Origin of the sequence: Dickeya lacustris, from assembly GCF_029635795.1 — a bacterium.
Taxonomy (GTDB): Bacteria; Pseudomonadota; Gammaproteobacteria; order Enterobacterales; family Enterobacteriaceae; genus Dickeya; species Dickeya lacustris.
Genome location: NZ_CP114280.1, coordinates 2,661,978 through 2,674,106 on the forward strand (window position 1 = coordinate 2,661,978; position 12,129 = coordinate 2,674,106).

Below are 12,129 nucleotides of genomic sequence, written 5' to 3' on the forward strand. Positions count from 1 at the left end.
GCGATGTTTCCGGTAATGACCGATGCACTGCAACATATTGACCCGTTTAATTTCACTACGCTGCGTTATGGTATTGCCGGGCTGGCATTTGCGCTGTTGCTGCTATTAAAAGAAGGTCGTCAAAGTTTTAATTTAAAAGGCGAGCGTTGGGGGCTGGCATGGTTGTTCGGCACATTAGGCTGTGTCCCTTAACTTAACAACCGCTTTAAAAATAACCTGATCGCTCCCAGTTTTAGCATACTCAGGTAGTTTCTGGCCGTTTTCTCCGAGCGGGTGGCAATACGGCGATTTTCTTTAAGTATCGCAAAGCAACGCTCCACGACATTGCGTTTTTTGTACAGGCGCGTGTCGAGGGGGCGACGTCCGTCCTGACTGGCCTTCTCATTCGATTTAAACGGAATAACCGCTTTTATTCCTTTCATTTTCAAGTGAATGCGAAGGTTTTTACCTGAATAACCCTTATCCGCCAGCACCGCTTTCGGACGTGATTTCAGGTGCCCGCTTTTTCGGATAATCCCGACCCGGTTGAGCAACGTTTCCGCGTATCGGCTTTCGTGGGCCTGTCCACCGCTCAGGCAAAAACTCAGTGGTAATCCTGTGCCATCTGTCGCCAGATGGATTTTGGTGCCAAAGCCGCCGCGAGAGCGACCCAGCCCATGGTCCTCGCATTCATCGGGATGTTTTTTTCGCACCGGCGGCCGCTTTCAGGGCGCGAACGTTACTGCCATCCAGGCGCGATAACATCCCAGTCTATCAGCGCTTTTCATCCAGAATCTGGAGTAATTTATTGAAAATGCTGTTCATTATTCCGGCTTTAGACCACCGATTGAAGCGGTTGTAAATGGTTTTCCATTGACCATAACGCTCAGGTAAGTCCCGCCAGGGTGCGCCAGAGCAAAGCACCCAAAATATGCCATTCATGACATGTCTGTGCGCAAAATAAGGACGCCCGCCTCGGGAAGAGCCTCTTTCAGGTGGCAGCATGGGAGAAATCAACGCCCAGGCGTCATCGGGAAAATCGTAACGAGCCAAATTAAAGGACTTTTTGTGGTGAAATCATGTCCCTGATTGTACAAAAAATAGTTACGGGACACACCCTAGGTTTTGCCGGATTTGGCTTCCTGGTTTTTCTTGGTCAGCACCTTGCCGGGCCTTCTGGCGCACTGACTGCATCAATTATGATGGCGACGATGCCGATGCTGGGGCTACTGACCATTTGGGCATTGAAAAAGAACCGCCCTCATGCCAGCACCTTCGGCTTTATTCTGCTCTCTTTTAGCGGCGTATTACTGGTGATTACCAATGGCAATCCGGCGGCGGTTCTTTCGTCATCCATCAACATGACTGCAAATTTATTGCTGATTGCCGGTGCCTTATGCTGGGTGCTTTATACCATTGGCGGCTCGTATTTTCCTGGCTGGAGCCCGGTTCGTTACACCACGCTGACAACGCTGCTGGGTATGATCAGTGTCCTGGTTATTGACCTCTTTCTGATGGCGACAGGAACGGTTGCTGTGCCGCAACTTGCCGCAGTAACAATCGTTGTCCCCCATCTGCTGTATATGGCGTTGGTTGCAGGTTTGATGGCGGTATTGTGCTGGAACGTGGGCAATAAAATCATCACCCCGACCAATGGTGTGCTGTTCATGGATGTTGTGCCAGTGACGGCGTTTATTGTCTCTGCACTCAATGGGGTAGTACCGACTGACCTGCAACTCATCGGTGCAACCATTACGGCAACCGCGCTGATTTTAAATAACCTGAATCAGCGGAAACTGGCCCAGATGCCTGTTGCACCGATGAAAGTGGCGACGAGCAGCCGTTAATTAATCAACCACATGCCATATTTCCCTCACCGTGTCGATTAAGGCAGTAACGACCGGTGAGGTTTCTCTTTTTCGTGACCAGATAAAACAGAGCTGACTGACGGTTTTCTCTCCCGGCCAAATAAAGACTTGCTGATTATCTTGTGCGGATAATGCCAGGTCTTCACGCATTAAGGTTAACCCCATCTCCATGCAAACCAGTTCGGTGAGTGTTTTTTCCTGGTCAGCGACGACTGACGGCTCAACGCTGATATTATTTTTGGCAAAGAAATCGCGGCTGATGGTCGTGAAAGAGCATTTATCGGGAGTCGCAATCCACGGGAAAGAGGGAATATCTCCCCATTTTGCTGCGGCAATTTTCTCTTTCCAGCTCCAGGGGCCAGCAATACACAGCGAAATGGGGGATATTTCTAATACGCCAATGCCGGGAGTGGATACATGGCCGATAACAAAACCTGCGTCTAATTCACCATTTATGACGCCATCAATAATATGCCCGGAAATATTTTGTCGAATAGTGAGGTTAACGTCTTGCTGGTGTTGGCGTAATCTTGATAGCACCCCCGGTAAATTCAAAATGACAGGGACGGAAATAGTTCCCAGCGAGCAGGTTTTTACATCATTAATGGTGCGGGCTTTGGTAATAAAATTATTCGCCGCATCCAGCGCTATTCGGGCTTCATCACGCATGATGATACCTGCGGCGGTCAGTTCCATTCCCCTTGGCGTGCGGTTAAAAAGCTTGACGTTGTACTCACCTTCAAGAGACTTAATATGTGCGCTGACAGCGGGTTGGCTGAGAAAAAGCAGGCTGGCAGCCCGGGTAAGGCTTGAGGTTTCTGCTACGGTCACGAATGTTTTAAGCTGATTGAGATCCATTAAATCCCTTTCCTATGAAGAAGGTATTCAAACTTCGTCAGTCCGGTAAAAATCGCTGCGTTTTTATTAGCCTGCTTAAAATTAGATTATGCATCTAACTTAAACGCCAGGTGATCTTCACACCGGTATCGAATAACGCATGGTGATGCCATCATTGCCATACTTCGTTGTATGCACGCTAAATACTGCACGCTGAATATAAGCAGGTTACTGGATTGATTCTTCGGCCTTGGTTCGGCTCTTACCCGTCATCTTTACCGACTCAAATCAGCCAGGGTCGGTGTAGGGTTATTTTTTATGGGATTAACGGCATCGCGCCGCAGAAACCTGGTGATGCATCAGGCAATGATTGGCGGCAGGAATTGGTAAGATTAATTTACCGTTATCTTTAACCCCGCCATAAGTTATATCAATTCTGCTAAAAAGCACAAAAATAGCGCAACGCATGGGCCTTTTTGCTGATTTTGCACTCAATATGGTCAAAAGTTGCGCTTATTGCTGCGTTGCTGATGGGCTAATCCTCTGTTTTTTCTTCGGTTGTTACGTGCTGAAAAGCTGGCACAACAATCGCATTACCTTTCCTGAAAAGTTAACCAAATGGTCAGGTTTTTAACCGGGCGGTCGGGTTCTCCCGCTGCCCCTGTTCAGGAGACGTACCATGCGCATTCGGCTGCAACCCCCTATTGGCGACTGTTCCCGACAGATAGCGTGCGTTAACCGCTGTTATCCCGATATTTTCCTTGTTCTTGAGGTGGCGTGATGAAGACTCCAACCCCTGTCGGTAGCGATGCGCCGGGTATTGTGTCGGGCCGGTTGAGCGAGGCGCACTATCGCGCGCAGTTTAGCGACAGCCACCCGCCGCTGAGTGCCACTCAAGCGGTTATCGAAGCCGAGCGCTGTTATTACTGTTTTGATGCGCCCTGCACGCGCGCTTGTCCGGCGGACATTGATGTGCCCAGTTTCATCCACCGCATCGCACAGGACAATGTGCGTGGCGCAGCCGAGGTGATTTTGCAGGCGAATGTGCTGGGCGGCATGTGCGCGCGCGTGTGCCCGACGGAAACCCTGTGCGAACAGCGCTGCGTGCGTCACGCGCAGGACGGTAATCCGGTGAAGATTGGCCTGTTGCAGCGGTTCGCCACCGACAGTTATCTGGCGAACCCCGGCAAACCGCTCTTTATGCGCGCGCCGGATACCGGCAAGCGCGTCGCTGTGGTGGGGGCGGGCCCGGCCGGGCTGACGGTCGCGCACCGGCTGGCGGTATGCGGCCATCAGGTGGTGGTGTTTGATGCGCAAGACAAGCCCGGCGGGCTCAATGAGTATGGGCTGGCGGCGTACAAAACCACCGGGGATTTTGCCCAAAAAGAGATTGCCTGGCTGCTGTCGGTCGGCGGGATTGAGCTGCGCCTTGGGCAACGGCTGGGCCAGAGCATCACCCTTGAGGGGCTGCGTGCCGAGTATGACGCCGTGTTTCTCGGCATGGGGCTGGCGGGGGTCAATGCGCTGGAGATAGCCAGCCCGCCGCTTGCGGGGGTCGAGGATGCGGTGGCGTTTATTGCCGCGCTGCGCCAGGCCGCCGACATGAGCGAGGTGGCAGTGGGCCGTCAGGTGGTGGTGATAGGCGGCGGCATGACGGCGGTGGATGCCGCTGTGCAGGCGAAAAAACTGGGCGCGCGTGAAGTCACCATCGTGTATCGCCGGGGTGAAGCGCAGATGAGCGCCTCGCACAAAGAGGTGCAATGGGCGCAGCACAACGGCGTACTGATTCGCCACTGGGCGGTGGTGCAGGCGTTGCACGGCGAAGAGGGCAAGCTTAACGCCGTCACCTTTGCGGTGATGCAGCCCCATGAGGGTGCGCTCGTGGCCAGCGGGGAAACCTTTACGCTCCCGGCCGATATGGTGCTGATGGCTATCGGCCAGCATTACGACCCGCACCCCGCAGGCCCGTTGCTGGCGCTGAAAAATGGCCGCCTGCGGGTGGATGACGCCGGGCGCACGTCACTGCCGGGCGTGTGGGCGGGCGGCGATTGCTGCGATGGCGGGCTGGATTTAACGGTTGATGCGGTACGTCAGGGCAAGCTGGCGGCGAAATCCATCGAACTGGCGTTAAGCGTGGATGGCCGGGTCGCGGCCAACGATACCTTATCACTCTCACTGACGGGGCAGGAGCGTTCTCATGGCTGATTTACGCACGGAATTTCTGGGCATCAAAAGCCCTAACCCTTTCTGGCTGGCCTCTGCGCCGCCGACGGATAAAGAGTACAACGTGGTGCGCGCGTTTGAAGCGGGCTGGGGCGGCGTGGTGTGGAAAACCCTCGGGCTTGACCCGCACGTCGTCAATGTCAGCGGGCCGCGCTACGGCACGCTGCTGGGGGCCGATCGCCGGGTGCTGGGGTTAAATAACATTGAGCTCATCACTGACCGGCCACTGCATGTCAACCTGGAAGAGATTGCGCGCGTCAAACGCAACTGGCCCGATCGCGCCGTGATTGTCTCGCTGATGGTGCCGTGCGAAGAGGCGGCGTGGCAGTACATTTTGCCGCTGGTCGAGCAGACAGGTGCAGATGGCATTGAGCTGAATTTTGGCTGCCCGCATGGTATGAGCGAGCGTGGCATGGGCGCAGCCGTCGGCCAGGTGCCGGAGTATATCGAGCGGGTGACGCGCTGGTGCAAGCAGTATTCTCGCCTGCCGGTCATGGTCAAACTGACGCCGAACATTACCGATATTCGCTACCCGGCGCGGGCGGCAAAGCGCGGCGGCGCGGATGCGGTGTCGCTGATTAACACCATCAACTCGGTGATGGGGGTGGATTTAAACCACATGCGCATGACGCCGCATACCGGCGACAAAGGCTCTCACGGCGGTTACTGCGGCCCGGCGGTAAAACCGATTGCGCTCAATATGGTGTCGGAAATCGCCCGTGATAGGCAGACGGCAGATTTGCCGATGTCCGGCATCGGCGGCATTTCTACCTGGCGCGATGCGGCGGAATTTATCGCGCTGGGCTGCACCACCGTGCAGGTGTGTACGGCGGCGATGGTACACGGCTTCCCTATCGTGCGGGACATGATAAGCGGCCTGTCCAATTTTATGGATGAACAGGGCTACCGTTCCCTAGAGGAGTTGCGCGGGCGCGCCGTCGCCAGCGTGACCGACTGGCGCTATCTAAACCTTAACCACGTCGAAAAAGCAGTTATCGATCAGGAATTGTGCATCAAATGCGGGCGTTGCTACCTCGCCTGTGAAGATACCTCCCATCAGGCGATTAGCCATGAAAAACAGGGGGAGCGCCACTTTGAAGTCAAAGAAGAGGAGTGCGTGGGGTGCAACCTGTGCGCGTCCATCTGCCCGGTAGCAAACTGCATCACCATGCGCCACCTGCAACCCGGCGAGGTGGATTTACGCACCGGAAACAGCGTCAGCGGCGAATACGCCAACTGGACGACGCACCCCAATAATCCGCTCGCCACCGCCGCTGGTGCGGCCTGAACGGTCACGTGTGAATAAGGAGCCATCATGAGTACGGTATTGATTAAAGGCGGCACCGTGGTGAATGCCGATCGCCAGTTTCGCGCCGATGTGCTGTGCGTGAATGGCGTGATTGCCGCCGTCAGCGAGGCGGAAATAGCCACCGCTGAGGTGGCGGGGGCCGAGGTGATTGACGCCGCCGGGCTGTATGTGATGCCAGGTGGCATCGACCCGCACACCCACATGAACCTGCCGTTTATGGGCGCGACCACCATGGATGACTTTTACAGCGGCACGGCGGCGGGGCTGGCTGGCGGCACCACGACTATCCTGGATTTTGTTATTCCGAATCCGCAGCAGTCGCTGATGGAGGCGTACCACCTCTGGCGCGGCTGGGCGCAGAAAGCCGCTGCCGATTACAGCTTTCATGTGGCGATCACCTGGTGGGGCGAGAGCGTACACCGCGATATGGCAACGCTGGTGCAGCAAGAAGGCATCAACAGCTTCAAACACTTTATGGCCTATAAAAACGCCATCATGTGTGATGACGAAACCCTGATGAACAGCTTTCGCCGCTCGCTGGAGCTGGGCGCAATGCCGACGGTTCACGCCGAAAACGGCGAGATGGTCTACCTGTTGCAACAGGAGTTGCTCAAGCAGGGCATCACCGGGCCGGAAGGCCACCCGCTGTCGCGCCCGCCGGAAGTGGAGGGCGAGGCGGCCAACCGGGCGATTACCATTGCCGGTCTGATGGGCGTGCCGGTTTACGTGGTGCATGTCTCCTGTAGCGAGGCGGCAGACGCGATTGCCCGCGCCCGCTCCCGTGGCCAGCGGGTGTATGGCGAGGTGCTGGCAGGCCATCTGGTGATTGACGACAGCGTATACCGCGATCCGGATGCCGCCCGTGCTGCGGCGTATGTCATGAGCCCGCCGTTTCGACCCAAAGCGCATCAGGAGGCGCTGTGGCGCGGCTTGCAGTCCGGCCAGTTGCACACCACCGCGACCGACCACTGCACCTTCTGCGCCAGCCAGAAAGCGGCCGGGCAGGATAATTTCACCAAAATTCCCAACGGGTGCGGCGGGGTGGAAGAGCGCATGGCGGTTATCTGGGATGCCGGGGTTAACAGTGGCCGCCTGACACCAAGCGAGTTTGTCGCCATTACCTCGGCTAACACCGCGCGCCTGTTCAATCTCTATCCGCGTAAAGGCTGCGTGGTGCCGGGCGCTGATGCCGATCTGGTGCTGTGGGATGCCGCAGGTCGCCAGACGCTGTCGGCCAAAACCCATCACTCCCGTAATGATTTCAACCCGTTTGAAGGCCGCACCGTGACCGGCAAAGCGGCATTTACCCTCAGTCAGGGGGTGGTGGTGTATGCCAATGGCGATTTGCGCGCCCGCGAAGGGGCCGGTCGCTATCTCAAGCGCCCGGCATTCGGGCCGGATTTCAATGCGGCGGCACAGTGGGAGCGCCAGCGCGTGGCCAAAGCGGTCGCGCGTTAATCCTAAACGGTGGCGCGAATCCAACGCGGTCGCGCGAATAATGTCGGCACGGCGTGATGCACGCCGGGGTTCACTTGATGAGGAAGACAACATGATGAGCGATGTACTGAGCGAGGCATCAGGCGTTATCGACACCCGCGATGTGCGGGTAAACGGCGAACGCCTGTGGCAATCCCTGATGACACTGGCGCAAATTGGCGCGACGCCCAAAGGCGGCGTGTGTCGCCTGACGCTGACTGACCTTGACCGACAGGGCCGTGACTGCGTGGTGGACTGGGGCAAAGCCGCCGGATTAACGGTAACGATTGACCAAATCGGCAATGTTTTCCTGCGCCGCGCCGGGCGCAACAACGCGCTGCCGCCGATTGTCGCTGGCAGCCATATTGATACCCAGCCCACCGGCGGCAAGTTCGATGGTAATTTTGGCGTGCTGGCGGCGCTGGAGGTGATACGCACCCTGAACGATTGCCAGATAGAGACGCAGGCCCCGCTGGAGATGGTGTTTTGGACCAATGAAGAGGGCTCCCGTTTTGTGCCGGTCATGATGGGTTCCGGCGTGTTTGCCGGGGTCTTCTCACTTGAGCACGCCTATGCTGCTACCGATGTGGACGGTAAAACGGTGCGCGAAGAGCTGACGCGCATCGGTTACGTCGGGCCACAGACACCGGGCGATCACCCTATCGGCGCTTATTTTGAAGCCCATATCGAACAAGGGCCGATTCTGGAAGACGAAGGCATTGAGATTGGTGTGGTGCAGGCGGTGCTGGGCATCCGCTGGTATGACTGTGTTGTGACCGGGCAGGAGTCTCACGCTGGGCCGACGCCGATGGCGCTGCGTAAAGATGCGCTACAGGTGGCGGCGCGCATCATGCAGGAAGTGGTGGCGATAGCCGGGCGCTTTGCTCCGCACGGTCGCGGCACGGTGGGCATGGTGCAGGTACACCCGAACAGCCGCAACGTGGTGCCGGGCGCGGTGAAATTCTCTGTCGATTTTCGCAACATCAGCGATGCGCAGGTTGATGCGATGGACGCCGCATTGAAGGGGTATCTGCAACAACTTGAGCAGGAAACCGGCCTTGGTATTAGCCTGACGCAGGTCTCGCACTACCCGGCGGCCCCTTTTCACCCGGACTGCCAGGCGGCGGTGCGGCGCGCGGCGCAACAGCTTGGCTACTCGCACCGCGATATTGTCTCCGGTGCCGGTCACGATGCTGTCTACACCAGCCTGCTGGCCCCGACCGGCATGATCTTCATCCCCTGTAAAGACGGGATCAGCCACAATGAAATCGAATACGCCGCGCCCGAACAGGTAGCGGCGGGGGCTAACGTGCTGCTACATGCGATGCTGGAGCGCGCCGGTGTGGTCGCGCGCGGGCAGTAAGCGTCTGATGCGCTACACAGTTCTGACAGGGCAGCGGCGGCTGCCCTGTGCCGTGATGATGCGTTGTCGCGTGAGTGGCTTTAGCGGTCATTGGCGGTGATGCGATGAATGGAATGCATCATTTTTTCCATACATTCATCAGCAATCGGCCCCATCAGCGCGTGCAGGCCAAGGGTATGGCCAACCCCTTCCAGCAGAGATATTTCAATATTCGGGAAATCATGGCGGTGCTCGATAAAAAAAGCATACTGCTTTTGATTATCTAATTGCGTATCCATGGTGCCGAGGAAAATGGATACGGGAAATGTGGTGTTTTTTAAATTGAACAGTTCCGGGGTAGCATCCGGCGCGAATAATTGTTTCCACCATGCATAAGCGTATTGGGTGAACGGTGCGGGCGCGGGCCAGGGGTCATCGTCGTGTTGGGCCATTGCTGCTGCGCTTTGCTCTGTAAAATTTTTCATGCCTTCTGCGCGGGCGTTCTCCAGGTCGTGATAATCCCAGAACCCTTTATATGGAATAATTTTACTGATAGTGCTGATAAATGCGTGCGGGCTATTTCCATAGCCTTTTTTTATATCGTCGAATGTAATGATGCCGTTAGAGTGGGGGATATTTTTAAGCCACGTTATCTCTCTTTCATACAACTGCCATTGCATGATATCTGGCATGGAAAGCAGCGGCGGTGAGATTAACACCACGCCCTGTGGACGGATGCGGTAATGTTTAATCAGCCGGGAAATATTCATGCACCCTTCCGAGTGGCCGAGAAGAAGGATATTTGTGGTATCACCAGCGGCTGTATATTGCGTCAGATAATCATAAATTGTGAAAATATCATCGTATTGGCTAAGTGGGGTGACGGTGCCTCGAATATCAGCATCGATAAAATGTTCAAGAAAAGCCAGGTCTTTTTTTACAATAAATTCGGGTTGATTGAGTCTGGCATCGCGCCGGTGGCTGCTGACGCCACGGCAGTCATAGCGGGCAACGGCGAGCCCTGACTCCAGCAGTTCCTGCGCCAGAGTTAAAAAAACAAAATCACTGTTGCTATGACTTTCACCCACAAGATAATCGCGATTATGAAGCCCGGAACCAGGGCACATCAATACGATGGATGGGCTGTGTTTATCGGTATTCGGCCAGTTAATTTGGCCATTAAGAGTGGCTTTTTTATCGCGACTCGGCAGCGAAAATGCGTCTACGGGGTAGGTTTTATTAAGTTCATCAATAGACAAGTAATCTTTCATAACGTGCCGCCTTTGGCGTAATTGATAAATGATTTTAACACTCGCACTCAGCGTTTTTAATGAATTTTTTTGTTCGGTTTTTATGGCGGTTTTTTGATAAAGGTGTTTTTCGCCGGACGCGTTATTCCGGCGATGCTGGTTATAGAAAAGTTATGCTGAGGTTTATTTCTTTAAGCGATTTGAATTTCTCAGTGCGAATATCAGGCAAAAAAGGAGGGTGATATGTAAATAAGAGAGTGATTTTGTATAAAGATCATCAGCTATTCCAATGATGACAAGAAGGATTCCTGCATATATCAGAAAGCGGACTTTATCTTGCCTGAGAATTTTCATTCTTACTCCACAGAATATTTATGCCATGCCTTATTTACGCCGGGTAAACGGGCGTGGCGGTTGCATGAATGGGTAAAGAATAGAGCATATTGGCTGGATCGGCTCTCTGTGCTGTCTCTACTGCGGCCCTTTTCTGCGTGCGGCGACAAGCGACAACCGACAAGGAAAAGGGCCGTTGTGTTTAGCGCGGGCTGGCTTCACGCCGCGCCCGGGCTATCTCGTCGGCCAGAATAGCGACGCCCTGCTCGATTTTCTCCGGCTCCGGCACATAGTTCATGCGCAGGCACTGGTGGGCGTGTTCCCACTCTTGCTCCAGGCCGGGGAAGAAATAGTGGCCGGGCACCATCAGTACGCCGCGTTTTTTCAGGCGCTGGTACAGTTCATCGGTGGTGATGGGCAACTCTTTTAACCACAGCCACAGGAAAATCGCCCCTTCGGGTTTGTGGATAAGGCACACCTCCGGCGGCAGATAGCGGCGGATTATCGCAATGGTGTGTTCTACGCGCTGGCGGTAGAACGGGCGCACCACGTCGTTTGAGAGCCGCAGCAGGTCGCCGCGCCGGATCATCTCGTGGGCCAGCGCCGGGCCAATCGAGCCGGGTGCCAGGCTGACAATGCCGTTCATGTTGCCAAGGGCGTCGATAACGCTTTCTGCGGCAATCACAATACCGCAGCGCGCCCCCGGCAGCCCCAGTTTGGACAGGCTCATGCACAGAATGGTGTTCGGGTTCCACAGCGGTGTGGCATCGCTGAAAATAATGCCGGGAAAGGGCACGCCGTAAGCATTGTCGATAACCAGCGGGATCTGGTGTTCGCGCGCCAGCGCATCCAGATGCTGCACCTCGTCGTCGGTCAGCACGTTGCCGGTCGGGTTGGTCGGGCGGGAGACGCAGATCATGCCGATGTCATCGGTAATGTTCAGCTTTTCAAAATCAACGTGATATTTGAACTGCCCTTCAGGTAGCAGTTCAATCTGCGGGCGCACGGAGACAAACATCTCCTCATCGAGCCCCGAATCGGCATAACCGATGTATTCCGGGGCCAGCGGGAACAGCACGCGCTTGAGCTGCCCGGCGTCATTGCGCCCGGCGAACAGGTTAAACAGGTAGAAAAAGGCGCTCTGGCTGCCGTTGGTCAGGGCGATATTCTGCGGGCCAATCTCCCAGCCCAACTCTTCGCGCAACAGCGTTGCCAGCGAGTGCAGCAGGGCGTCTTTTCCCTGCGGGCCGTCGTAATTGCACAAGGCGTCTGTCAGCGTGCCTTGCGCCAGCAGGTCGCCGCACAGTTGCTGAAAATAGTCATCCATCGCGGGAATGTGCGCCGGGTTGCCGCCGCCGAGCATGATGGCTCCGGGGGTACGCAGCCCGTCGTTGAGGTCAGCCATTAACTGGGTAATACCGGAATGGCGGGTAAATTTGTTGCCGAAACGAGAGAAATTCATAAGGTGTCATTAATTATTGGTCGGTCGCAGGTAAGGCGCAACCTTAACGC

Annotated in this window: 9 protein-coding genes and 1 pseudogene; 6 read left to right on the forward strand and 4 right to left on the reverse strand. The window is 55.7% G+C overall.

What is annotated here, in order from left to right:
* The first annotated feature begins 3 nt into the window (after positions 1 to 3).
* A complete protein-coding gene (locus O1Q98_RS12080; RefSeq protein WP_240632852.1) occupies positions 4 to 192 on the forward strand; it encodes an EamA family transporter in 189 nt (62 codons plus the stop codon).
* Here O1Q98_RS12080 and O1Q98_RS12085 read toward each other — a convergent pair.
* Positions 189 to 1,032: pseudogene (locus tag O1Q98_RS12085) on the reverse strand (IS5 family transposase). The gene O1Q98_RS12080 and the pseudogene O1Q98_RS12085 sit on opposite strands and share 4 nt — an antisense overlap.
* Before the next feature lie 26 nt (positions 1,033 to 1,058).
* On the opposite strand from O1Q98_RS12085, the gene O1Q98_RS12090 reads away from it, so the two are divergent.
* The gene (locus O1Q98_RS12090; protein ID WP_125257810.1) at positions 1,059 to 1,826 is read left to right on the forward strand and encodes a DMT family transporter; all 768 of its coding nucleotides are present in this window, start codon (positions 1,059 to 1,061) and stop codon (positions 1,824 to 1,826) included.
* Here O1Q98_RS12090 and O1Q98_RS12095 read toward each other — a convergent pair whose 3' ends face one another.
* Complete coding sequence (locus tag O1Q98_RS12095) at positions 1,827 to 2,705, reverse strand: LysR family transcriptional regulator (protein ID WP_035338941.1); 879 nt, start codon at positions 2,703 to 2,705, stop codon at positions 1,827 to 1,829.
* 759 nt (positions 2,706 to 3,464) lie between these two features.
* Between O1Q98_RS12095 and O1Q98_RS12100 the strand changes: the two genes are divergently transcribed.
* The 4 genes from O1Q98_RS12100 (at position 3,465) to O1Q98_RS12115 (ending at position 9,055) form a co-directional block, all read left to right on the forward strand.
* Complete coding sequence (locus O1Q98_RS12100) at positions 3,465 to 4,889, forward strand: NAD(P)-dependent oxidoreductase (protein ID WP_125257811.1); 1,425 nt, start codon at positions 3,465 to 3,467, stop codon at positions 4,887 to 4,889.
* The gene (gene preA, locus O1Q98_RS12105) at positions 4,882 to 6,195 is read left to right on the forward strand and encodes an NAD-dependent dihydropyrimidine dehydrogenase subunit PreA (RefSeq protein ID WP_125257812.1); all 1,314 of its coding nucleotides are present in this window, start codon (positions 4,882 to 4,884) and stop codon (positions 6,193 to 6,195) included. Before O1Q98_RS12100 ends, preA begins: the two co-directional genes overlap by 8 nt.
* 27 nt (positions 6,196 to 6,222) lie before the next feature.
* Positions 6,223 to 7,674: a dihydropyrimidinase gene (hydA, locus tag O1Q98_RS12110; protein ID WP_205744224.1), complete on the forward strand. Its 1,452-nt coding sequence runs from the start codon at positions 6,223 to 6,225 to the stop codon at positions 7,672 to 7,674.
* Positions 7,675 to 7,765: 91 nt separating this feature from the next.
* Positions 7,766 to 9,055 carry a Zn-dependent hydrolase gene (locus O1Q98_RS12115; protein WP_125257814.1) on the forward strand — a complete coding sequence of 430 codons (1,290 nt, stop codon included), beginning with the start codon at positions 7,766 to 7,768 and terminating at the stop codon, positions 9,053 to 9,055.
* A gap of 80 nt (positions 9,056 to 9,135) precedes the next feature.
* On the opposite strand, the gene O1Q98_RS12120 is transcribed toward O1Q98_RS12115, so the two are convergent.
* Both O1Q98_RS12120 and O1Q98_RS12125 read right to left on the reverse strand, forming a co-directional pair.
* The gene (locus tag O1Q98_RS12120; RefSeq protein WP_125257815.1) at positions 9,136 to 10,305 is read right to left on the reverse strand and encodes an alpha/beta hydrolase; all 1,170 of its coding nucleotides are present in this window, start codon (positions 10,303 to 10,305) and stop codon (positions 9,136 to 9,138) included.
* A 514-nt stretch (positions 10,306 to 10,819) separates the two neighbouring features.
* Entirely contained in the window at positions 10,820 to 12,079 is a 1,260-nt protein-coding gene (locus O1Q98_RS12125; RefSeq protein WP_125257816.1) for a valine--pyruvate transaminase, read from the reverse strand.
* Between the last annotated feature and the right edge of the window lie 50 nt (positions 12,080 to 12,129).